Origin of the sequence: Streptomyces xanthophaeus (genome assembly GCF_030440515.1) — a bacterium.
GTDB classification, from domain to species: Bacteria; Actinomycetota; Actinomycetes; order Streptomycetales; family Streptomycetaceae; genus Streptomyces; species Streptomyces kutzneri.
Map to the genome: position 1 here is coordinate 7,726,425 of NZ_CP076543.1, position 22,004 is coordinate 7,748,428.

General features: G+C 72.9%; 18 protein-coding genes and 1 pseudogene. 9 read left to right on the top strand and 10 right to left on the bottom strand.

Going from position 1 to position 22,004, the window contains the following annotated elements:
* Positions 1 to 9: 9 nt before the first annotated feature.
* Positions 10 to 459, bottom strand: a pseudogene (locus tag KO717_RS34795) (molybdopterin-dependent oxidoreductase); the annotation flags it as partial.
* Between the two features lie 112 nt (positions 460 to 571).
* Here KO717_RS34795 and KO717_RS34800 point away from each other — a divergent pair.
* Positions 572 to 2,020 (top strand): glycosyltransferase 87 family protein, encoded by a 1,449-nt coding sequence (locus tag KO717_RS34800; RefSeq protein ID WP_301373589.1) that lies wholly within the window; start codon positions 572 to 574, stop codon positions 2,018 to 2,020.
* Here the strand turns inward: KO717_RS34800 and helR are convergent.
* Complete coding sequence (helR, locus tag KO717_RS34805) at positions 2,007 to 4,172, bottom strand: RNA polymerase recycling motor ATPase HelR (protein ID WP_301373590.1); 2,166 nt, start codon at positions 4,170 to 4,172, stop codon at positions 2,007 to 2,009. The two genes, KO717_RS34800 and helR, sit on opposite strands and share 14 nt — an antisense overlap.
* A gap of 460 nt (positions 4,173 to 4,632) precedes the next feature.
* Between helR and KO717_RS34810 the strand changes: the two genes are divergently transcribed.
* Positions 4,633 to 5,937: a hypothetical protein gene (locus KO717_RS34810; RefSeq protein WP_301373592.1), complete on the top strand. Its 1,305-nt coding sequence runs from the start codon at positions 4,633 to 4,635 to the stop codon at positions 5,935 to 5,937.
* Here KO717_RS34810 and KO717_RS34815 read toward each other — a convergent pair.
* The 3 genes from KO717_RS34815 to KO717_RS34825 form a co-directional block, all read right to left on the bottom strand.
* Entirely contained in the window at positions 5,932 to 7,578 is a 1,647-nt protein-coding gene (locus tag KO717_RS34815; RefSeq protein WP_301373593.1) for an MFS transporter, read from the bottom strand. The genes KO717_RS34810 and KO717_RS34815 overlap by 6 nt on opposite strands.
* A 146-nt stretch (positions 7,579 to 7,724) precedes the next feature.
* Positions 7,725 to 9,158 (bottom strand): DUF2252 domain-containing protein, encoded by a 1,434-nt coding sequence (locus KO717_RS34820; protein ID WP_301374935.1) that lies wholly within the window; start codon positions 9,156 to 9,158, stop codon positions 7,725 to 7,727.
* Positions 9,159 to 9,253: 95 nt separating this feature from the next.
* On the bottom strand, positions 9,254 to 10,240 hold the full coding sequence (locus tag KO717_RS34825; RefSeq protein WP_301373594.1) for a YhjD/YihY/BrkB family envelope integrity protein: 987 nt from the start codon (positions 10,238 to 10,240) through the stop codon (positions 9,254 to 9,256).
* Positions 10,241 to 10,326: 86 nt separating this feature from the next.
* Here KO717_RS34825 and KO717_RS34830 point away from each other — a divergent pair, with 86 nt between their 5' ends.
* From KO717_RS34830 to KO717_RS34840, 3 genes are all read left to right on the top strand, one after another.
* Complete coding sequence (locus KO717_RS34830) at positions 10,327 to 10,977, top strand: GAP family protein (RefSeq protein ID WP_301374937.1); 651 nt, start codon at positions 10,327 to 10,329, stop codon at positions 10,975 to 10,977.
* Between the two features lie 88 nt (positions 10,978 to 11,065).
* Positions 11,066 to 11,542, top strand: a complete 477-nt coding sequence (locus KO717_RS34835) for a DUF6325 family protein (protein ID WP_301373595.1) — start codon at positions 11,066 to 11,068, stop codon at positions 11,540 to 11,542.
* Positions 11,543 to 11,569: 27 nt separating this feature from the next.
* Positions 11,570 to 11,878, top strand: coding sequence for an SHOCT domain-containing protein (locus tag KO717_RS34840; protein WP_301373596.1), 309 nt, complete (start codon positions 11,570 to 11,572; stop codon positions 11,876 to 11,878).
* Between the two features lie 194 nt (positions 11,879 to 12,072).
* Here KO717_RS34840 and KO717_RS34845 read toward each other — a convergent pair whose 3' ends face one another.
* A complete protein-coding gene (locus KO717_RS34845) occupies positions 12,073 to 13,623 on the bottom strand; it encodes an aminotransferase class I/II-fold pyridoxal phosphate-dependent enzyme (protein ID WP_301374938.1) in 1,551 nt (516 codons plus the stop codon).
* Between the two features lie 78 nt (positions 13,624 to 13,701).
* Between KO717_RS34845 and KO717_RS34850 the strand changes: the two genes are divergently transcribed.
* The gene (locus tag KO717_RS34850) at positions 13,702 to 14,619 is read left to right on the top strand and encodes a LysR family transcriptional regulator (protein WP_301373598.1); all 918 of its coding nucleotides are present in this window, start codon (positions 13,702 to 13,704) and stop codon (positions 14,617 to 14,619) included.
* A gap of 35 nt (positions 14,620 to 14,654) precedes the next feature.
* On the opposite strand, the gene lysA is transcribed toward KO717_RS34850, so the two are convergent.
* Positions 14,655 to 15,974 (bottom strand): diaminopimelate decarboxylase, encoded by a 1,320-nt coding sequence (gene lysA / locus KO717_RS34855; protein ID WP_301373599.1) that lies wholly within the window; start codon positions 15,972 to 15,974, stop codon positions 14,655 to 14,657.
* Between the two features lie 103 nt (positions 15,975 to 16,077).
* Between lysA and KO717_RS34860 the strand changes: the two genes are divergently transcribed.
* A complete protein-coding gene (locus KO717_RS34860) occupies positions 16,078 to 17,733 on the top strand; it encodes a PucR family transcriptional regulator (RefSeq protein ID WP_301373601.1) in 1,656 nt (551 codons plus the stop codon).
* Positions 17,734 to 17,743: 10 nt separating this feature from the next.
* Here the strand turns inward: KO717_RS34860 and KO717_RS34865 are convergent, their stop codons facing one another.
* Positions 17,744 to 18,355, bottom strand: coding sequence for a TetR/AcrR family transcriptional regulator (locus KO717_RS34865; protein ID WP_301373602.1), 612 nt, complete (start codon positions 18,353 to 18,355; stop codon positions 17,744 to 17,746).
* Between the two features lie 96 nt (positions 18,356 to 18,451).
* On the opposite strand from KO717_RS34865, the gene KO717_RS34870 reads away from it, so the two are divergent.
* Together KO717_RS34870 and KO717_RS34875 are read left to right on the top strand one after the other, a co-directional pair.
* Positions 18,452 to 18,898 (top strand): nuclear transport factor 2 family protein, encoded by a 447-nt coding sequence (locus KO717_RS34870; RefSeq protein ID WP_301373603.1) that lies wholly within the window; start codon positions 18,452 to 18,454, stop codon positions 18,896 to 18,898.
* Complete coding sequence (locus KO717_RS34875; protein WP_301373604.1) at positions 18,895 to 19,755, top strand: NmrA family NAD(P)-binding protein; 861 nt, start codon at positions 18,895 to 18,897, stop codon at positions 19,753 to 19,755. Before KO717_RS34870 ends, KO717_RS34875 begins: the two co-directional genes overlap by 4 nt.
* Here the strand turns inward: KO717_RS34875 and KO717_RS34880 are convergent.
* Entirely contained in the window at positions 19,752 to 20,606 is an 855-nt protein-coding gene (locus KO717_RS34880; RefSeq protein ID WP_301373606.1) for an alpha/beta fold hydrolase, read from the bottom strand. The genes KO717_RS34875 and KO717_RS34880 overlap by 4 nt on opposite strands.
* Positions 20,607 to 20,656: 50 nt before the next feature.
* Positions 20,657 to 21,838, bottom strand: coding sequence for a UDP-N-acetylglucosamine--N-acetylmuramyl-(pentapeptide) pyrophosphoryl-undecaprenol N-acetylglucosamine transferase (locus tag KO717_RS34885; protein WP_301373608.1), 1,182 nt, complete (start codon positions 21,836 to 21,838; stop codon positions 20,657 to 20,659).
* Between the last annotated feature and the right edge of the window lie 166 nt (positions 21,839 to 22,004).

Below are 22,004 nucleotides of genomic sequence, written 5' to 3' on the forward strand. Positions count from 1 at the left end.
AGCCTAGCCCCAGCTATGTGGAGTTGTAACTCTTTCCAAGGAGAACGGCCAGGGGTACCACTGGAACGTGTTCAGCAGCCCGGTGAACAGCTGGAAGAGCGCGGCGGCGACGAGCACGGCCACCGAGAGTCGTTCCAGCGCGTGCCGCACGGACCGTACCGGCGGCCACGCGAAGAGCCGCGGGTAGACCGTCCACAGCTTGGCGAGCAGCAGCGGGATCGCGGCGACGCCCGAGGCCACGTGCAGGCCCTGGGTGAGCCGGTAGCCCCAGTACGGGCGGCTCGGCAGCCGGTCGGCGAGCCAGGCCGGCGGGTGCTGGAGGAAGTGGCTGAGCACACCGGTGGCGAAACATACGGCGATGGCGAGCCCGAGCAGGCGGCCGATCACCGTCGCGGTGCGGGCGTCGTGCAGCCGCGCCGTGAAGGTGATCGGCGAGCCCGGGGGCGGAGTGAGGCGCATGAGCCCATGACACCCCGCCGAAGCCCCGGTGGGCGGGTTGAACACCTTACGGAATGCGGACGTGCGGGGCGCCGGACGACACTTGCGGACCCGTTGCTGGAACGCTGCGGGGGTGAAACCGCGCACCGTCCCGACCGTCCCTCCCCTCCTGGCCGCCCTCGCGGCCCTCGCCGCCCTGACCGCCGTCCTCGTCCTCACCATCCGCCACGACGGCTACTTCACCGACGCCGCGGGTCTGTTCCTCCGGTACGCGGCCTGCTGGGCGCTGTTCGCCCTCGCCCTGCTCGCCCTGCGCCGGGTTCCGGCCGCCCGCGCCCGGCCCCTGCTCCTCGCCGGGGCCCTCGCCGTCGCCGCGACCGGGCTGGTGGCGCCGCCCCGGACCAGCACCGACTCCTACCGCTACGCCTGGGACGGGCGGGTCCAGTCGGCCGGCATCTCCCCGTACGACCATGCCCCGCAGGACCCGGGACCGGCCCGGCTGCGCGACCCCTGGCTCTTCCCCACGGGCGCCGCCTGCGCGGGCCCGGACCGCGCCCCGATTCCCGGCGGCGGCCCCGTCCCGCACTGCACCCGCATCAACCGGCCCGCCGTGCACACCATCTACCCGCCCGTCGCCGAGGCGTACTTCCTGGCGGTCGACCGGCTCTCCCCGCACGGAGCCCGGCACAAGCCGCTCCAGACCGGAGCCGGCCTCCTCTCCCTCGGCGTGACGGGCGCGCTGCTGCTGATCCTGCGCCGCCGGGGCCAGGACCTGCGCCGCGCCGCGTACTGGGCCTGGTGTCCCGCCGTACCGATCGAAGCCGTGAACAACGCGCACGTGGACGTACTGGGCGTGCTGCTCGCCGTGACCGGCCTCGGTCTCGTCGCGGAGCGCGGCCTTCGCCGCCGGGCAGCGGGAGGCCTCGTCCTCGGCGCCGCCGTCGCCACCAAACTCATGCCCGCCGTCGTCCTGCCCGGCGCGCTGTCGGGGGTGCGCCGGGTCCGCGACGCGGCCGCCGTCCTGGCCCCCGCCGCTGCCTTCACCCTGCTCGCCTACCTGCCCTACGTCCTCCTCTCGCACGGCTCCGTCCTCGGCTACCTCGGCGGCTACGTGGACGAGGAGGGCTACGACGACCCCTCCGCCGGCTCCCGCTACGCCCTGCTCCGCCTCGTCCTGCCCGACAGCTGGGCGCTGCCGGTGCTCCTCGCCGCCATGGCCGGCGTGTCCCTGTACGTGATGTGGCGCGGCGACCCCCGGCGCCCGTGGAGCGGCGCCCTCCTGGTCACCGGGTGGGCGTTCGCGCTCCTGACTCCCGGCTACTCCTGGTACGCCCTGCTCCTGATCGCCCTCGTGGCTCTGGACGGCCGCTGGGAATGGCTCGGCATCGCCCTCGCGGGCGCGGCCGTCTACCTCCTCGCACCGGTCCTCGGCCACCCGCCGGCGCTGAGCGCGACCGCGTACGGCGCCGCGGTCCTCGTCGTCCTGGTGGCCCCGGCGGTCCGCCGGCGCCGCGGATCAGGCCGGGCCCGGCCTGATCGTGGGCCGGCCGGCCGGCGCCACGAGCGGGTCAGGAACTCGTGAGGACGACGAGCTGCTGCGTCGCACGGGTCATCGCGACATAGCGGTCGACCGCTCCTTCGATCCCCGTACCGAAGGTCTGCGGGTCGACGAGGACCACGAGGTCGAACTCCAGCCCCTTCGACAGCCCGGGGGTCAGCGACCGGACCCGGGAGGTCTCCCGGAAGGCGCCGGCCCCGATGCCGTCGGCGCCGATGACACAGGCGACCCCGTCGGCGTGCGCGTCCAGCCAGGCGTCGAGGACCGAGTCCAGCTCCGCGACGGATCCGTGCACGACGGGGACGCCGCTGCTGCGGACGGAGGCCGGCACGTTGGCGTCCGGGAGCGCTTCCCGGATGGCCGGCTCCGCCAACGCCATGACCTCCTCGGGCGTCCGGTAGTTGATGCTCAGGGAGGCCACGTCGATCCGGTCGAACCCGATCCGCTCCAGCCGCTCCCGCCACGACTCCGTGAACCCCTGCCGGGCCTGGGCGCGGTCCCCGACGATGGTGAAGCTGCGCGACGGGCAGCGCAGCAGCAGCATCTGCCACTCCGCGTCGGTCAGTTCCTGAGCCTCGTCCACGACGATGTGCGCGAACGGTCCGGCGAGCAGGTCCGGGTCCGCGCCGGGCAGCGCGCCCTCGTCGATCAGGCTGTCCTGCAGGTCCTTGCCGCGCAGCATCGTCACCGCGCCCTCACCGTCGTCGTCGGCCGCGAGCAGGTCGTCGATGACTGCGGCCATGCGCTCTCGTTCGGCCGCCACCGCGGCGCCCCGCCGCCGCAGCCGCCGCGCCGACTCCGGGTCGCCGAGCCGCTGCCGCGCCGCGTCCAGGAGCGGCAGGTCGGACACCGTCCAGGCCTGGGCGTCCGCGCGCTGCAACCGCGCCACGTCCTCGCGGCCGAGCCACGGGGCGCACATCCGCAGGTAGGACGGTACCGACCACAGGTCGCCGACGAGATCGGCCGCATCGATCGTGGGCCACGCGCGGTCGAGCGCAGCGACCAGCTCCTCGTCGTACCGCAGCGATCTGCGGAACAGGTCGGGCGAGAGGTCCTCGTCGTCGAACTTGTCGAGCAGGATCGTCAGCAGCTCCTCCCAGATCACCTCGCGCGCCTCGTTGTGAGCGGTACCCGCGGCCGCCTCGAACGCCTCGGCCCAGTCGTCCGGGCTCAGCCAGACGTCGGACCAGGGGGTCGTGACCGTCATCCCCTCGGCGGGTGGCTCCTCGTAGATCCGGACGGCCTTCTCGACCGCCTTCACCATGTCCGCGGAGGACTTCAGGAACGCCACCCGCGGGTCGGCCTCGGCCGCGGCCGCGGCCCCCTCGGCGACGAGGTCCCGCACGGTGCAGGTCTGCACGCCCTCCTCACCGAGGCTGGGCAGCACATCGGCGACATAGGCCAGGTAGGGCTGGTGCGGACCGACGAACAGCACACCGCCCCGACGGTGACCGAGGCGGGGGTCGGCGTAGAGGAGATGCGCCGTGCGGTGCAGGGCCACCACCGTCTTGCCCGTGCCCGGACCGCCGTCGACGACGAGGGCGCCGCGCGAACCCGCGCGGATGATGGCGTCCTGGTCGGACTGGATGGTGGCGAGCACGTCACGCATCCGCGGCGACCGGCTGCTGCCCAGCCCGGCGATGAAGGCGGACTGGTCGTCGAGCGCGGCGTGCCCCTCGAACCCGTCGGGGGTGAACACCTCGTCCCAGTAGTCACCGATCCGGCCGCGGGTCCAGCGGTACCTGCGGCGGCTCGCCAGGCCCATCGGGCCGGCGTGGGTCGCGGCGAAGAACGGCTCGGCCGCGGGCGAGCGCCAGTCGATCAGCAGCCGGTTCCCCGCGCCGTCGGTGAGGCCGAGCCGCCCGATGTACACGGGCTCGGGGTCGTCCTCACCGACCATGCGCCCGAGGCACAGGTCCAACCCGAAGCGCCGCAGCGTGCGCAGACGGCCCGTCAGCCGGTGGATCTCCGCATCCCGGTCCATCGCCTCCCGGCCCAGGCCGCCGGGGGCCCTGCGCAGCGCCTCCAGGCGGTCGGACAGCTCGGCGACCGTCTGTTCGAGGCTCTGCGCGACGGCCGCGAAGTGCTTCTCGTCGCCGGCGATCAGCGCCGGGTCGGCCTTGGGGGAGAGGCGGGCGGGAAGGTCGAACGCACTGGTGGTGGTCAGGGAGTTCATCTCAGCAGCTCCGATCTGCGGTGGTGGCACCCGCGAACTCATCGAACGACCCGTCAACCGACAACAGCACACGCACTATGGGGATCTCCCGTTTCCGCAGGTCCTGGCTTCGAGGAGCGATTCTGCGGTACGGGTGGGGCCTTGCCGCAAGCCCCCCTGTGCGTTATAACTTGAGAGTGGAAAGGAGTGGGTACTCCTCCCTTCCCTTGATCGTCCGCTCCGTACGGACGTCCTCCCCGCCGAATGGCAGCGCACACCGCGCCCGCCCCGCCCCGGCCCCTCCCCCGCCCGGTGAACCCGGCGAACCGCCGCGTTCATTCGTACGGCCGAACTGCGGATGCCGTCCCCGGCGCGCCGGGGCAGGCTGTGGGGCAAGGGGAGCCGCCTGCTCCGGCGCAGGTTCAGCGTCATCCATCGATCCTCCGGGATCCACGGCTCCCGACCCCGTAGGAGGTCAGCCATGCAGGGTGACGAAAGCGCGGGCGAACTCGCGGCACTGCGGGCCAGGGTCGCCGCCCTGGAAGCGGAGGCCGCGCAACGGACCCCGCCGAAGCACCGGATGAAGTCGCTGCTGTCCGCCATCCTGATCATCATCGGCTGCGTGCTGGCCCCGCTGGGCATCGTCGCGTCCTGGACCTCCAGCATCGTCGGGAACACGGACCGCTACGTCTCCACCGTCGCCCCGCTGGCCTCCGACCCGGATGTCCAGGCGGCCGCCGCGAACCGCGTCACCGCCGCCCTGATGGAACACCTCGACCTCGCCACCCTCCTGGAGGACGTGGCCCCCGACCAGCGGCCGCTGCTCCAGAAGGCCCTGGGCAAGCTCGGCGGCTCGCTGGAGGGCGCGGTCAGCAGCTTCGTCAAGGAGAAGGCGCAGGACGTCATCGCGTCGGACCAGTTCGAGACGATCTGGACCAACGCCAACCGCACCATCCACACCTCACTCGTCAAAGCCCTGACCGGCAGCGGCGACGGCGCGGTGGAGATCAAGAACGACGCGGTGACCATCGACCTCGCGCCGGTGATCGAACAGGTGAAAACACGGCTGGTGGACGCCGGGATGGGCGTCGCGGCCAAGATCCCCGAGATCCACACCGACTTCACCGTCGTGCAGTCCAACGACATCGGCCGGGTCAAGACGGGCTTCCGGCTGCTCCAGATCCTCGGCGTATGGCTGCCGGTCATCGCCGTACTGCTCGTCGCCGCGGGCGTCCTGCTCTCCGCGCACCGGCGCCGCATCCTCGTCACCGCGGCCCTCGCGGTCGCGTTCTCCGTCGCGGTCCTCGGCCTCGGGCTGACCGTCTTCCGTACGGTCTACCTCAACGCGCTGCCGGACACCGTCAACCAGGCCGCGGCCGGCTCCGTCTACGACGCGATGATCCGCCTGCTGCGCACGACGATCCGTATGGTCGTGGTCCTCGGCATCGTGATCGCCCTTGCCGCCTGGCTCTCCGGCCCGGGCAAGTACGCCACGGCCGCCCGCCAGATCTGGCACTCCGGCATCGTCGCCACCCGCGCCACGGCGGACCGGCTGGGCCTGCGCACCGGCCCGGTGGGCCCGTTCATCCGGCGCCACCGTGCCTGGTTCACCTGGGGTCTGGTCGCGATCGCCGTCATCGTCTACATCCTGTGGTCCTACCCCACCGGCTGGGTGGTCGTGGGCCTCGCCCTCGCCCTGCTCTTCGCGCTCGCGGTCACGGACTTCCTCGCCGAGGACACGTCCGCCCCCGCCGAGGGGACGACCCCGAGTCCGCACCCGTCATGACGGGGCGCCGTCCGGGCCGCGCGCCGCGGACGGCTGGGCCGCCGGGATGCGCTGGGTGAAGAAGAGGGCGAGCAGCGCCGCCAGAGCGAGGAGGGCGAGTGCGGCCCGCAGCCCTTCGATCCGTGCCTTCTCGTTCGCGTCGAGTGCCGCCTGGGCCACCACCGGGTCCGTGCCCGCCTCTTCGAGGGCCGTGGTGAGCTGCTCGTCCGACAGGAACGGGGCACTCCCGGCGAGGGCGGTGTGCGTGTGGGTCTTGACGTCGGCCGGGATCGCCGGGTTCTGGTCGATGGTGGTCAGGAACGAACTCGTCAGCACGGCGATCATGATCGACCCGGCGAGTGCGGTGCCGATCGAGGCGCCGAGGTTGGTGACGGTGTTCTGGATGCCGCCGACCTCGGCGCTCTGCTCGTCCGGCACGGCCGACACGGTGACGGCCCCGAGCTGGGAGGCGAGCAGTCCGATCCCGAGCCCGATGAGCAGCATGGGCACGGTGACGACCTCCGCGCCGGAATCCGGGGTGAGGGCGGCCATCAGGATGACGGCACCGGCGAACATCGCCAGGATGCCCCACCGCACGACGCGCCGGGGCGAGGCGTTCGGGATGAACCTGGGGACCCCGATCGCGGCGGCGAGCAGCGTGATGGAGAGCGGCAGGATCAGCGCGCCCGTGTGGAGGGCGGACAGGCCGAGCGCCACCGACAGGTAGAGCGGGACGACGAAGAACACGCCCATCTGCACGAGGTACTGGAAGAGGAACATCGTCAGGCCGCCGGAGAGCTGCCGGTTCTTCAGCAATTCCGGATCGACGAGCGGTTCGGTACCCCGCGTCACCAGGCGTGCCTCCCAGCGGAAGAACAGCCACACCAGCATCAGCCCGGCCATCACCAGCCAGACGACGGGCGATACGCCGAACCACGACGGGCCCCCGGCCTTGGGCCGGAACCAGCCCCATTCGCTGGTCCGCAGGATGCCGAACACGAACAGACCGATGCCCGCGGCGGACAGGACCGCGCCGAGTACGTCGATCCGCGGCCGGTGGTCCGGCGGCGCGTCGGCGATCGGGCGGGCCAGCAGCAGGATGACGAGGACCATCACGACCTCCCCGGCGAACACCCAGCGCCAGGAGAAGAAGGTGGTCGCGGCGCCGCCGATGAGCGGTCCGACCGCGATCGCCACGGCTGCCGCCGCCGCGACCAGGCCGTAGGCGGCGGGCCGTTGCTCCTTGCCGAAGTTGGAGGCGACCAGCGCCACGATCGCCGGCAGGATCAGCGCCGCTCCCACGCCCTCCAGGAACGACCAGCCCAGCAGCAGGACCGTCAGGTTCGGGGCGAGCGAGGTCGTGAGGGACCCCAGCCCGTAGATGACGCAGCCGATCATGAACGCGCGTTTGCGGCCGATGAGCGCGCCGACCTTGCCGCCGCTGATCATGAGCATCGCCATCACCAGCGTGTAGGCCGTGATCGCGCCCTGCATCCCGCTCACCGTGGTGCCGATGTCCTCCGCCACCGTGGCGATCGAGACGTTCATGACCGAGCTGTCCAGGGCCATCAGGAACTGCCCGGCCGCGAGTGTCAGCAGGATGAGCTTCGTGTTCCCCGTGTTCCCGGCCGCCCCGGCCGGTCCCGCCTTCGCCGCTGTCATGCGCGCAGAGTGCCACGGCCGCGGGAGGCGGCCGGGCACCTCGCCCGCCGTGTCAGCGGTGTCAGCCGACTGGCCGAAGCGGTGAAGCGCCGAAGCACGGGCCCGGTCCGGCCCGGTCCGGCCGGCTCCGGCCCGCTCCGGCCGGCTCAGGCCGCGACGGCGGTCACCCGGCCGGACGCGATGGCGTCCACCAGACGCTGGTGGTCGCGTTCGTTGAGGTCGGCGTAGCTCTCCGCGAACCGCACGAGCGCCTGGTCGAAGACGCCGCCGGCGCCCAGGTACGCCGCGATGGCGATCCGGTCGCCGGACCGGGCGTGCGCCCGTGCCAGGGTGACACCGCACAGGCCGGCGAAGACCCGCATACCGCGCGGCACCATCCGGGCCGGTTCCGCGATGCCCTTCCAGTCGCGCAGCTGGCGTACGTAGAAGTCCCGTTCGACGCCGTCGAGCCCGTGCGTCTGCTGCCAGCCGAGGAAGATGTCGCTCGCGGCCTGCATCAGCCGCTGACCGGCCACGACCCGCTCGCCCCCGGTGGCGTACCCGCTGGCGCCCACGTACGGGGCGAGCACCGATTCACCGGCCTCCTTGGCCTGCAGGATCAGCGGGTCCTCGTCGTCGCGGCCCCGCAGCAGTACGATCCAGCACCGCGTGCCGACACTGCCGACGCCCACCACCTTGCGGGCCATGTCGACGATGGAGTACTGCTCCAGCAGGTGTTTGCGGTCCGTCTGGAGACTGTCCCCGTACCGCCCGACGAGGTCCCGGATCTGGTCCTCGATCGCACCGCCCTCCTGACCCGGCAGCAGTTCGGACGCCGGTGTGATCAGCTGCGGCACGGCGGCGAAGCGGCGGCGGCCGTCGACCACCTCGGTGAGCTTCTCGAACGCCTGCAGGCTGTCGCGTCCGCGGGCCTTGCTCAGCGCCTCGGACAGGTTCTTGCGGCCGCGGGTGTGGAGGGCGCCCTCCGCCACCGCCTGGAGGTGCGACTCGTCCACCCTCGCGTACCAGACGTCGAGGTTGGTCATCTGTGCGAAGGTACGCATCTGCTCGCGGTAGCCGGCCACCGCCGATGTCACGATCGACGCGCGCTCGCGCTCGGAGTAGCCGTTCTCCCGTCCGGCGATGACCAGGCTGGTCGCGAGCCGCTTGACGTCCCATTCCCACGGCCCGGGCAGCGTCTCGTCGAAGTCGTTGATGTCGAACAGCAGGTTCCGCTCCGGGGAGCCGAGCAGCCGGAAGTTCAGCATGTGCGCGTCGCCGCACAACTGGACCCGGATACCCGAGTCGGGCGTGCCGGCCAGGTCGCCCGCCATGATCGCGGCGGCGCCCCGGTAGAAACGGAACGGCGACTCCGCCATCCGGCCGTAGCGGATCGGCACCAGTTCCTGCAGGCGGGTGGCGGACTGCCGCTCGATGACATCCATCGGATCCAGCCGGTCGGCCGACGGCTCGAAGTCACCGTGGGCGGATCTCGGAGAGGCGGCCCGGGCGGTTCGGCCGTTCACGGCCCGTTCCTCGGGGGAGAGCCGGGGACCACCGTCCGTCGCCGTCGTGGCCGCGGTCGCGGCCCGGTCGCGCATCGTCATCGTCGTCGACCTCCCGGCCACCAGGACCCCCGCCTCCCCAGCATGGCACTCACCCCACACCGCTGCCCCACGGGCACCGCCGCCGTTCCTCAGTCACGCTCCTGCCGGATCCTGCCCGGCACCGGGCTGCCCAGCCGCCCGGCCAGGTACGGCTCCTGCGCGAGGGCCGCGCCCAGGGTGATGCCGATGGCGACCGCCACGCACAGCACGATCAGCCACGACAGGATGACGAACACCGAGCCGGTGGACCCGTACGTGGCGAGCGACCGGTTGAGGGCGATCGGCATGTAGACCCGCGCGCCCAGCGACAGCGCGGTCACCGCGGCGGCGGTGAGGAGCGCGCCGGGCAGCAGCGGGGGCCACGCGATCAGCCCGCCCAGCAGCAGGTGCTGGCTCCACCACCATGCCAGCGTCTGGAGAAGGAGCGTGAGGGGGATACCGAGCCACAGGCCGAGTCCGAATCCGTCACGGACCGGCCCCTGGAAGATCAGCAGGACCATCCAGGCGAGGATCCAGGCGAACCAGCGCCAGATCGCGATCCGCGTCCCGCCCCGCGGGATCTGCCAGGCACGCTTGCACAGCCGCTGCATGGCACGGCTCACGGCGGTCGCCGACAGCAGCACGATCACGGCGCCGACCGCTCCCACGGCATTGCGGATGTCCTCCTCGCCGGAGTGGTCGAACACGTCGCCCAGCTGATCGCTCGCCTGACCGGTGAGTCCGAACATCGTACGTACGGAGGAGACCAGCTGGTCGCGTACCTCCTCAGGGGCGAACGAGGCGACGACGAAGAGCAGGGGCACGGCGGTCAGGAAGCACTGGGCGGCCAGCCGGGTGGCGGAGTCGAAGATGTTCACGCCGATCATGCGCTCCGTGACATGGGTGATCACGGGGAACCGGGTCTCGGCCCGCTCCTGCGCCCGTTTGGCGGCCGCGACCAGCTCCCGGGAGCGCGTGCGCCACCGTGCCTTGCGCTCCGACCACATCAGCGGCCCGCAGCGCCGCGCGGCACGGACCGCGGATCCGGGGTCGTCGTCATGGCGGCCTCCTTCGTCTGCGTCCAGGTTGGTGGACACGGACCAGGGCGGCATCTCGATGGGCAAAAGGTGTCGGAGCCCGGTCCGGTGCGTAGTGTCGTATGTCGTCGCACGATTGGGGCGCCATGGTCCTCGACCTCATGCTGATCGCGCTGGCCATCGCCCTCTACCCGCTGCCCATGATGGCGTTCATCCTCGTGGTGTCCTCGCCCAGAGGCGTGTGGAAGGGGCTGGCCTTCCTCCTGGCCTGGCTGGCCAACCTCGTCGCGGTGATCGCGATCGTGCTGGCGCTGACCGGCGGCCAGCCCCCGGCGCCCCGGTCCCCGCCCGGCGTGGCGGCGCTCGCACTCAAGCTGGCCATCGGGGTGGGACTGGTCGTCTACGGGGTACGCCGCTACCGCCGTCTGAAGGCGAAGGCCGCCCGGGACACCACCCCGAAGCCCTCCCACGTGGACGTCGGCTCGGTGTGGGCCGCGGCGGGCCTGGCCGTGCTGATCCAGCCGTGGGGCATGGTCGCGGCGGGTGCCACGACCGTGATCGAGGCCGACACCTCGCACGCGACCACGTTCATCGCCCTGCTCGGCTTCTGCCTGCTGGCCAGCTCAGGCCTGCTGGCCGCGGAGCTGTACATGGTCTTCGCACCGGAGGCCGCCCAGGACCGGCTGCTGCGGATGCGCACGTGGATGGAGGGGCACAAGGACGAGGCCATCGTGTTCGTCTGCCTGCTGCTCGGCCTGTGGCTGACCGGGCAGAGCATCTACGAGCTGACGGGCTGAACCGGCCGGCGGGACCGGCCAGACATGCGGGGGCGCGGGCGGCGTGCTGGAATGAAAAGACCTTCCCCCCTCTGCGACAGGAGCTGCCATGAGCAGCGAGACCGAGCCGCGAGCCGATTTCGGCGACATCGACGAACTCGGCCCGGTCGACTACATCGTGGTCGAGTTCCCGGGCAACCGGATGACCGGCGAGGGGTTCCCGATCCTCGTCGACCTCGTCGACCGGGGCGTCATCCGCATCTTCGACTTCGCCTTCATCCGCAAGGAGGAGGACGGCACGGTGACCGCGCTGGAGCTCCAGGACCTCGGGGGCGGCGAGGTCGACCTCACCGTGTTCGAGGGCGCTTCGTCCGGCCTGCTCGACGGCGGCGACATCCAGGAGGCGGCCGCCGCCCTGGAACCCGGGAGCTCGGCCGGGGTCATCGTGTACGAGAACACCTGGGCGGCGCCTTTCGCCCGTGCCCTGCGACGCGGCGGAGCGCAGCTCGTGGCCGCCGGAAGGATTCCCGTGCAGGCCCTGCTGGCGTCGCTGGACGCCCTGGAGGAACCGCCCGCCGGAGAGTGAAGCCCACACAGCCTGGAGATGAGCATCATGCCCGGACTCCTTCGCGGGGTCGCCCGCACCGCCGTCATCGCGGGCACCGCCACCGCGGTGTCCAACCGTGTGTCCCGCCGCCAGGGCGGCCGATGGGCGCAGCAGGACGCCCAGCAGCAGGCACAGCAGGAAGCCCAGCAGCAGGCGGCGGCACCCCCGCCCCCGCCCCCGCCTCCGCCCGCCGCGGCACCGGCCGACGACATGACCACCAAGATCGAACAGCTGAAGCAGCTCAGCACCCTCAAGGAACAGGGCGTGCTGACCGAGACGGAATTCGCCGAGCAGAAGCGCCGACTGCTGGGCTAGACACGACCCCGGAGCACAGGAGGGGGTACGGACAGTGGTCCGTTACGGACAGTGGTCCGTACCCCCTCCTCCGGGGTTCACAGCCCCCTGCCCTTCAGCGGTGTCTGCGTCAGAAGCCGGCGTTGACGTTCGCCGAGGCGACGGCCCCCGTGCCCGCACCCCACCTGTCGAGTCGACGGGACGTACCGGGTGGCTCAGGCGACGACGCGCAGACGCGTCACTCCCGGGTCGAGTGCGCCGCGGACATGGCCGTTCGGCGCGGCCGCGGTCAGCTGGAGGAACCGGACGGCCTCGGCGGTGATGACTTCGCCCGGCAGGACGTTGGGGATGCCCGGCGGGTACGCCGCCAGGGTGTCGGCGGAGATCCGCCCGACGGCCTCCTCCGCGGCCACGACCAGGGCCGGGCTCAGGAACGCCTCGCGGGCGGTGAGCTTCGCGGCACCGGGAGCCGGCAGCCGCGGCATGCCGCAGGCGTCGGCGTGGGCGTCGGCGTCGGTCGGGTCGGTGCTCAGCGGGGAGGGCAGGGTGTGCAGGGCTTCCACGAACCGGTCGGTGTCGGGGACGGACCCCGCGCCGATCACGGCGACGATCGCCGCGCCGGTCGCCACTTCGACCATGATCTGGTGGTCCCGGAAGAGCCGTCGCCTGGCCTCGTGGCCCGTGATCCCGCCGGCCCGGGTGTCGATCGCGATGCGCAGCGGGTCGGCTCCGACGATGTCGGCGAAGGCGTGGAACCCGTCGCTCACCACCGTGAAACGGCCCAGCGCGCGGACGGCGGCCCGCACCCGGTCCGCGGCCCCGACCGAGCTGCCCGTCGTGTCGGCGCCGGTGACCAGACCCCTTCGGGCGAGATCGAGCGACGCCGTCAGCAGCGCACTCGCGCTGGTGGACTGCACGAGCCGGAACGCCCGGTCCACGAGCGGTTCGAGCAGGTCCCCGAAGGGGCCCTCCGCCAGGTGGAGCATCGCCGACTGCGTCAGGCTGCCCGCCAGCTTGTGCGTACTCGAAATCGCCAGGTCCGCGCCCGAGGAGAGGGCGTTCGCGGGAAGGCCGGGGTGGAAGCCGAAGTGCGACCCCCACGCCTCGTCGACGATCAGCGGTACCCCCGCGGCATGGGCGGTGTCCGCGATGGCACGTACGTCGGCCACCGCGCCGAAGTAGCTCGGGGACACGATGTACACGGCGGCCGCGTCGGGTGTCCCTTCGAGCGCCGCCGCCACGTCCGCCGCGGTCACACCATGGGCGATGCCCTGCTCCGGGTCGACGGACGGCTGGACGAACACGGCGTCCAGGCCCGACAGCACCAGCCCGTCGATCACGCTGGAGTGCACACTGCGCTGCACGACGAGGGCGCGTCCCAGGGCGGGGGCGACCATCGAGGCGATCTGATTGCCCTGCGAAGCGCCGTTCGTCAGGAACCACGTGCGCCGCGCGCCCCAGGCCTCCGCCGCCAGCGCCAGCGCCCTGTCCAGCGGGGTGTCCGGGCCGAGGTCGATGCCGTCGAGCAGCGGCGGGAAGTCCAGGGCCGTGATCCGCGAGCCGAAGAAGCCGGCGAGATCCGATCCGGGGGCGGCGGCATGGCCGGGGACGTTCAGCCTCAGCCAGTCCCGTCCCGCATGGCCCAGCACCGCCTCGGCGTACGGGGCGCCCAGCTGGCCGGGGCCAGGACGGGAGGCCGGGGCGCCGGCGGGGAGGGCGGTGGGGGCGGGGGAGGGCGGGGGGGTGCGGCGACCGGTCGTTCTCATGTTCACCCCCGGAGCGTGACAGCCGTCCGGTCATTGAGGAACGGTGGACTTTTCGTCACCCCTCCATACGATGTCTATATGCTCGACCTGAGGCAGCTCCAGGTGCTCCGCTCTATCGCGCAGGAGGGCTCGCTCGCCGCGGCCGGTCGCGCGCTGCACTACAGCCAGCCCACGATCTCCCACCATCTGGCCGCCCTGGAAGCCCACTTCAACGCCCGGCTCGTGCAGCGGGGACCGCGCGGCGCCACGCTGACCGAGCTCGGCCAGGCCCTGCTGCCGCACGCCGAAGCCGTGCTCGACCGTCTGCGCCACGCCGAGCTGGAGGTGCGCAACCTCGCCGAGCGCGGTATGCGCACCCTCCACATCGGCACGTTCCCCACGGCGGGCGCCCTGCTGCTGGCCCCGGCGGTCAAGCGCCTTCACCAGCAAGGGGTCCACATCTCGCTCACCGAGGGCGAGCTTCCCCTGCTGCTGCGCGGGTTGCGGGCCAAGGAGCTCGACGCCGCCCTCGTCTTCTCACAGCCGGGCGACAGCCTCGACCTCGACGAGGACTTCGAAGTCCACCCGCTGCTGTCCGATCCGCTGCTCCTGGTCATGCCGGAGGACCACCCTTGCGCAGCGCGGGACCAGGTGTCCCTCGGCGATCTGCGGGACACGGCGTGGGTGGGCGCCGCCGACCCGCACGACCCCTGCGACCGCGTGCTGGCCTGGGCGTGCGGCCAGGAGGGGTACGAGCCCCTGCACGTGATGCGTACCGACGACTACGCGGTGGTCCAGGGCCTCGTGGCCGCGGGGACGGGCGTGGCACTCGTGCCGCGGCTCGCCCTGGGGCCGCACCGCCCCGACCTGGCCGTACGCCCCTTGGCCAGACCTGACCTCGCCCGGGAGATCAGCGTCGCCGTACTGCGGTCCACCTCCGCAGGCGCCGCCCAGGAACTGATCGAGGCGCTGCGGGAGCAGGCCGCGCTGATCACGGACCGCTGGGCGGCGGCCTGACCCCGCGGCGCGGCTCACGGGCCCCGCCCACGCACTCACCCGGCGTCGATGCCGACGCCCATGCCGACGCCGACATCGCGCCGCAGCAGGTCGTCGTACGTCTCCCGGCGGACCACCTCACGGGCCTCGCCGTCGCGGCAGAACACGACGGGCGGCCGCCTGGCGCCGTTGTAGTTGTTGGCCAGCGAGGAGCAGTATGCGCCGGTCACCGGCACCGCGATGACATCGTCGACGCGCGGTTCCCGCAGGCGGACGTCACGGATCAGGGTGTCCCCCGACTCGCAGTGACGGCCGACCAGATCGCACCGTTCGCCGCCGCCGGGGCGTGAGGCGACGGCCGCCTCGAACCGCTGGCCGTACAGCATCGGCTCCAGGTTGTCGGCCATGCCGCCGTCCACGGCCACCAGCGTGCGCGGCCCCGGCTTGACCGTGACCACGCGGTAGAGGGTCATGGCGGCCTCGGCCACGAGCGACCGGCCGGGCTCGATGATCAGGCGGGACGTCGCCGGAAGGCACCGGCGCGCGGCGTCGGTGAGGGTGCGTACGTACTCCTCGACGGTCGGCGGCCGGTCGGCGTAGGTGTAGCGGACGCCGAGTCCTCCGCCGAGGTCGTACACGGCGTGCTCGCCGAGTTCCCCGATGGCGGCCAGCGCCTCGACGGCCTTGCGGAACGGCTCGGTGTCGAGCAACTGCGAGCCCACGTGCACGTGCAGGCCCTCCAGCAGCAGGCGGTCGCTCGCCCGGAGCCGGGCCGCGGCCCGGACCGCGTCCGGGACGCCGAGCCCGAACTTCGAGCCCCGCTGCCCGGTGATCATCGCCTCGTGGGTGTCGGCGGACACCTCCGGGATCACCCGGAGCAGCACCCTCTGCCGCCGGTGGCCCACCAATCGCTCAAGGCGGTCGATGTCGTCGAAGTTGTCCACCACGATCGTGCCGGCGCCCGCCTCCACCGCCATCGCCAGCTCCTCCCGCGTCTTGGCGTTCCCGTGGACGACGAGCCGCGCGGGGTCGACGCCCGCGGCGAGGGCGGTGACGAGCTCACCGCCTCCGGCCACGTCCACGCCCAGCCCCTCCTCGACCAGGGTCCGGACGACCGCCGTGCAGGGGAACGACTTCGACGCGAAGACCACTTGGCTGTTCGGCCAATGCTCCGCCAGCGCGTCGACGTACCGCCGGGCACGCCGTCGCAGCGCGTTCTCGTCGACCACGACCGCCGGGGTCCCGAAGCGTTCGGCGAGGTCGGTCGCGCGGCACCCGCCGACCACGAGTTCGCCGTGTTCATCCAGGTGAGAGCCCTCGGGGAAGAGCCCGACGAGTGCGGAGGCGGGCGGGGCGGGCTGCTGGGCGACGGTCATGCGCGGAGGTCTCCCTCTTCGGGTCGGCTGCGGATGCGTGGCTATCCTGGCAGGCCCCATCCCACGTCACCGTGGTCGATCTCCCCACGAAACGAGGCACCCGTTGTCCGATCCGACCACGCCCGGCGGACCCCGGGACAGCCGTGACCCGGTCACCCTGAAGGTCCTGGCGCAGGACACCGGAGTGTCACCGGTACGGATGCTGGTGGCGCCGGCGGGCCTGGACGTGCGGGTGGGCGGCACGGTGATCCACGACCCGGAGGAGCCGCTGCCGCACGCGCCCGCGGCCGTCCTCCTGCTCGTCGGTGTCGCCCTCGCGGACCCGCGGGCGCGCGAGGTGCTGCGCCGCGCCGCGGAAGGAGAGTTCGCGGCCGTCGTGGTCAAACGGCGGGGCCACGACCCGCAGCCGTTCGCCGAGGAGGCACGTGCCTGCGGGATCGCCGTGTTCACCGCCGACGACGCGATGCCGTGGCGCGACGTCGACGCCGGGGTGAGCTGTGCGCTGGCCGCCCACGGCAGCGGGGGGACGACCGGATCGGCGCCGGCCGGGGGCGAGGAACTCTTCGCGCTCGCCGACGCGCTGGCCGCCGCCGTGGGCGGTTCGGTGGCGATCGAGGACCTGGACCAGAACGTGGTCGCCTACTCGAAGGTGGCCGGGGTGCGCATCGACTCCGTACGCAAGTGGGGCATCCTGCACCGCCGCGTACCGGACGTACCGGAACAGCGCCGCCAGTACCGCCAGGTGCTCGCCGCGGACGGCGCCGTGCGCTTTCCCGCCATGGGGGAGGAACTGCCCCGCGCGGCGGTCGCCATCCGCGCCGGCGCGCTCCCGCTGGGCACCCTCTGGGCGATCGAGCCGCAGGACGGGATCGGTGCCGACACCGAGCGCCAACTGCTCGACGCGGCACGGTTCGCGGCCCCTCACCTCCTGCGCGCGCTGAACCTGCCGGAGGCCGAGCGGCGCATGCGGCGGGACACGCTGCGCGCGGTTCTCCACCGTTCCGGGCCGCCCGCCGACGAGGCCGCGGACCTGCTGGGACTGCGCCCCGGTACGGAGTTCTGCCTCACCGCCTTCGCACCGGCCGCGACACCGGGCGCGGACCCGGCACTGCTCACCCAGGCCGAGTGGGTGCTGATGCGGCACTGCGCCGCGCACCGGGCGGCGGCGACCGTGGCGGCCGCCGCCGACGCCGTGTACGTCCTGCTGCCCGCTACGGGGCATGCGGCGGGCCGCCGGTTCGCGGACGGCGCGCTCGCGGCCGTCCGGCGGTCGGTGGGCGACGGCGCGCGGGCGGCGGTGTCCAGGCCGTACACCGACCTCGGCCCGTCCGTGGCCCTGCGCCGCGAGGTGGACGGGATCCTGCGGGCCACCGCGCACGAGGGTCCGGGCCGGCCGGCCGCCACGACCTGCGACGTACGGCACCGGATCCTGCTGGACCGCCTGGGCGACGAACTGGAGCGGGACGCCTGGCTGCGGCTGCCGGAGGTGGAAGCGCTGCTGGCCCACGACCGCGCCCAGGGAACCGACTACGGGAACACGGCGATCGCCTGGCTCGACGCGACGGGCGACGTCGCGTCCGCCGCGGCACGGCTGAAGCTGCACCCCAACACCTTGCGCCACCGGCTGCGGCGGATCCGCGAGCTGTTCCACATCGATCTCGACGACCCGGACGTGCGGCTCGCCGCCTGGCTGGAACTCAGGCGCGCGGCACCGGCGGACGGCTCGGTCCGGCGGGCGGCGGGACCCGGCCGCCCATGACGGCGGGCGGTCATTCCCCGGTGGCCGGCCCGCGTTCCGCACGGGCGCCGAGGACCGCCGCGGTGAAGCCCGCCAGCTGAGCCCGGAGCTCCTCCCGGGGTACGCCCTTCTCACCGGCCAGGTACGCGACCAGGTCGGCCCGGGTGGCCGCGAGCAGGGCGTGGGCGCAGAAGTCGGTGTCGGCCGGACCGGGGACGAGCCGCAGCAGGTCCCGGAGCAGCGTGTGCCACTGCTCGTAGTGCTCCGTCCGGTAGGGGCTGTCCGCGCCGCTTCCCTCCAGTGCCAGGGCGAGGTGGCGGTTGTCGAGCTTGAAGCACAGGAGGGCGTCGAGCAGGGCCGGTACGCGACGGGGCGCCGGGGTGGCCGGACCCAGCGGCTCGGGGCCCTGTTCGACCGCTTCCCGGATCGGTTCGAGCCGTGCCTCGTAGAGCGCGCGGATCAGTCCGCCCCGATCACCGAAGGCGCGGAAGAGCGTCGCCTTGCCGACGCCGGCCGCTGCCGCGATGTCGGCCATGGTGACTTCCTCGGGGCTCCCGCAGCGGGCGAAGAGCGTGTCGGCGGCGGCGAAGACGGCCGCCCGGTTGCGGACCGCGTCCTTGCGCGGCTTGCGTTCGACGGTCATCGGGTTCCCTCCGGTTGCAATACGGACCGCCGGTCCGTATCTTTCGAGGGAGAGAAACGGACCGCCGGTCCGTATCGTAGTGGACGGAGAACCGTCGTGCCCGCAACCACCTCACCCCCGGATCTGTACCGCCACAGCCTCCGCCTGCTCCTGGACAAGGACATCGCCTCCTGGGTCGGCCTGTGGGCCGAGCACGGCGCCATGGAGTTCCCCTTCGCCCCTCCCGGCTGGCCCCGGCGGCTGGAAGGGCGCGACGCCATCGCCGCCTACATGCGGGACTATCCCGACCACATCGACCTGCACGACTTCCCCGACCTGCGGATCCACGAGACCACCGACCCGGAAGCCATCGTGGTCGAGATGCGCGGAGTGGGCCGCCTGGTCGCTACCGGGGCCCCCTTCGACATGACGTACATCGCCGTCGTGACCGTCCAGGACGGGCAGTTCACCTCCTACCGCGACTACTGGAACCCCCTTGCCGTCCACGAACCCGGGGCGGCCTTCGCGCAGGACCCCGACCCCACGAGGAGCAGCGCCCGATGACCGCCCCCGCCACCACCACCCCGACCGGCACCACCCTGGTCATCGGCGCCACCGGCACCACCGGCAGCCGCACCACGGCGCACCTCGTCGCCGCCGGCCGGCGCGTCAGAGCCGGCAGCCGCCGGGCCACGCCGCTCCCGGGCGCCGAGCCGGTCCGCTTCGACTGGTACGACCCCACCTGCTTCGGCGACGCCGTCGCCGGGGCCGACCGCGTCTACCTCGTCCCGCCCGTCGGCGACCCGGACCCGGCCACCGTCATGCTGCCCTTCCTCGACCGGGCCCGCGCCGCCGGCGTACGCCGCGCCGTACTGCTGAGCTCCTCCGCGATCACCGAGGGCGGCCCGGCGGTCGGACAGGTGCACCGGGCCCTGCCCGGCCTGTTCGACGAATGGGCGGTACTGCGCCCCTCCTGGTTCATGCAGAACTTCACCGGCACGCACGCCCACGCCGACAGCATCCGTGCCGACGGCGTCATCCTGACCGCGGCCGGGACGGGCCGGGTCGGATTCGTCGACGCCGACGACATCGCCGCCGTCGCGGTCCGCGCCCTCACCGACGACCGCGCGCCCGGCACCGAACTGGTCCTCACCGGCCCGGAAGCCCTGAGCCACGACGACATCGCCGCACTCCTCACCGAGGTCACCGGCCGCCAGGTGGTCCACCACCACCTCACCTACGAGGCCATGCGCGACCGCCTGGCCTCAGTCATCCCGCCGAAGTTCGCCACGATGCTGGCCGGGATGGACCGGTCCATCGCCGAAGGAGCCGAGGACCGCACCACGGACACCGTCCACCGCCTCACCGGCCGCCCGCCCCACGACTTCCGGACGGTCGCCGTACGAGAGCTCTGCGCCTAGGCCGAGGAGCCGGCGGCGGTGTGGTCGAGGATCGCGGCGACGATCGTGGCCCAGTCGGCTCGATCGACCCCGTGACCGGCATCCTGCAGGGCCAGCAGCCGGGCCCCGGGGATCCGTTCCGCCAGTGCCTCGCCGTGCCGGAGTGGGAACAGCGGATCGGCGGTTCCGTGGATCACCAGCGTGGGTACGGTGATCGACGACAGGGGGGCCTGTGAGACCTTGCCGTCCGCGAGCGAGTCGTGGTTGCGGGCCGCGCCGAAATCGTGCGCGCGCTCGACGTCGCGGCGGACCAGGCCCCGGGCGGCGGCCTCGTCGAACGGGCGCCGCCCTCCCGCGAGCACGCGCGCGTACGCGACCTGGTGGTCGATCACCGCGTCGGCATCCGACGGATCGGGTGGGGCGGCCGCGGCGAACCGGGTGAACTCCTCGGCCGGCGGGGGCAGATCGTCGTCGCCGGGCACGGCGGAGGACGTACTGATCAGGACGAGCGACCGGACGCGGGCGGCGTGATCGAGCGCCAGCAGCTGCGCGAGGGCCCCTCCGGCCGAGACACCCACGACGTGCGCGGCCGGGACCTCATGGGCGCGCAGCACGCGGACGGCGTCGGCGACCAGGTCCGCCGCGGTGTACCCGGGGCGGCCCTGCGCGCAGGTGACCGACCGGCCGGTGTCGCGGTGGTCGTAACGGATCACGAAGCGCCCGCCCGCGGCGAGCATCCGGCAGAAGCCCTCCTCCCACCAGAGCATCGAAGCCCCCAGGCCCATGACGAGCAGGACCGGCGGATCGGAGGGATCGCCGAAGGACTCGGTGCACAGCTCGACGCCGTCCACCTCCATCACACGCTCGGCCATTGCCACTCCTCCTCGCCCGTCCCATCATGCCCACGCACGGGAGGCACCGGTCAGTCGGAAGCCCCCGCCGCCGCGGACAGCAGTACGTCCACCAGCCGGTCCGCCGCGTCCGGCCTCCCGTACGCACGCGCACGCTGCGCCATCGCCGTCCGCCCGGCGGCGTCCGTCAGCAGCGGACCGACGGCCTCCGCGAGGGTCCGCCCGGTGACCTCACCGAGCAGCGCCACCGCGGCGCCCGCATCGGCCAGGTGCCGCGCGTTGTGTGCCTGCTCGTTCCCGGCCGAGGTGGCCAGCGGAACGAACACCGCAGGCTTGCCCAGCGCGGTCAGCTCCGCCAGCGTGCCCGCCCCGGACCGGGACACCACCACATCGGCGAGCGCCAGTACGTCGGGCAGCTCCGGCCCGACGAAGCCCGTCAGGTGGTACCGGCCCGCGAGGACCGGATCGAGAGCCGCGGCGGCGGACCGGAGCTCGTCGACGTTGGCCGGGCCGCACTGGTGGATGACGTTCGCGTGGCTCAGCAGCCACGGAAGCACCTCCCGCACCACGCCGTTGATCTGCTGGGCGCCCTGCGCCCCGCCGGTGACGTAGACCGTCGGAAGACGCCTGTCGAACCCCGTCAGGTTCAGCGCCTGCACCGCCTTGTCGGGGTGCCCGGTCAGGATCTCGGGCCTCACCGGGTTGCCGGTGACGACCGCCCGGCCGCGCACCTCGTCCGGCAGCAGCGGCAGCGACGACTCGGAGGACACCGCGATGCGCGTCGCCGAACCGGCCAGCTTCCGGTTCGCCAGACCCAGCCGGACCGTCTGCTCGTGCAGCACCAGAGGGCGCTTGCACAACCGGGCGGCGAGCCCGGCCGGGACGGCCACGTACCCGCCCGTCGCCAGGACCACGTCCGGCCGGAACTCGGCCACGACCGTACGGGCCTGGGCCACGCCGAGCGGCACCCGCGCCATGTCCTTGACGTTCGCCGCCGAGAGCATCTTCAGGGGATTCGCCGACCTGCGGATCTTCCCCGTGGCGACCGTCCGGAACGCGATGCCTTCCGCCGGGGCGACCCGCGCCTCCAGACCGTCCGCGGTTCCGATCCACAGCACGTCGAGCGCGGTCCCTTCGGCGGCGAGGCGGCCGCGCAACGTGCGGATCGCCGTCAGGGCAGGGTAGGTGTGACCGCCGGTCCCGCCGCCTGTCACGAGCAGCCGGAAGGGACGGGAGAGCGAGGAAGCGTCCATCCGGCCACCCTACTGTCCGGTCCGCCCGCTGCCTCCGACGGGGCACGAGCATCTGCGAGGCATCCGAGAGTCACCTGCGAGGCACCCGCGAGGCGCCCGCGACCTGCAGGTATTCGCCCGGACGGCCCAACGGGCGCGGGCTGCGGGGGACGCCTACGCTGAAACG

Coding starts and splice junctions, on each gene's coding strand:
- helR (WP_301373590.1), bottom strand. CDS start 4,172: ATGAACTCCCTGACCACCACCAGTGCGTTCGACCTTCCCGCCCGCCTC.
- KO717_RS34820 (WP_301374935.1), bottom strand. CDS start 9,158: ATGCGCGACCGGGCCGCGACCGCGGCCACGACGGCGACGGACGGTGGT.
- KO717_RS34810 (WP_301373592.1), top strand. CDS start 4,633: ATGCAGGGTGACGAAAGCGCGGGCGAACTCGCGGCACTGCGGGCCAGG.
- KO717_RS34880 (WP_301373606.1), bottom strand. CDS start 20,606: ATGGCCGAGCGTGTGATGGAGGTGGACGGCGTCGAGCTGTGCACCGAG.
- KO717_RS34815 (WP_301373593.1), bottom strand. CDS start 7,578: ATGACAGCGGCGAAGGCGGGACCGGCCGGGGCGGCCGGGAACACGGGG.
- KO717_RS34835 (WP_301373595.1), top strand. CDS start 11,066: ATGAGCAGCGAGACCGAGCCGCGAGCCGATTTCGGCGACATCGACGAA.
- KO717_RS34845 (WP_301374938.1), bottom strand. CDS start 13,623: ATGAGAACGACCGGTCGCCGCACCCCCCCGCCCTCCCCCGCCCCCACC.
- KO717_RS34840 (WP_301373596.1), top strand. CDS start 11,570: ATGCCCGGACTCCTTCGCGGGGTCGCCCGCACCGCCGTCATCGCGGGC.
- KO717_RS34850 (WP_301373598.1), top strand. CDS start 13,702: ATGCTCGACCTGAGGCAGCTCCAGGTGCTCCGCTCTATCGCGCAGGAG.
- KO717_RS34865 (WP_301373602.1), bottom strand. CDS start 18,355: ATGACCGTCGAACGCAAGCCGCGCAAGGACGCGGTCCGCAACCGGGCG.
- KO717_RS34885 (WP_301373608.1), bottom strand. CDS start 21,838: ATGGACGCTTCCTCGCTCTCCCGTCCCTTCCGGCTGCTCGTGACAGGC.
- KO717_RS34875 (WP_301373604.1), top strand. CDS start 18,895: ATGACCGCCCCCGCCACCACCACCCCGACCGGCACCACCCTGGTCATC.
- KO717_RS34830 (WP_301374937.1), top strand. CDS start 10,327: ATGGTCCTCGACCTCATGCTGATCGCGCTGGCCATCGCCCTCTACCCG.
- lysA (WP_301373599.1), bottom strand. CDS start 15,974: ATGACCGTCGCCCAGCAGCCCGCCCCGCCCGCCTCCGCACTCGTCGGG.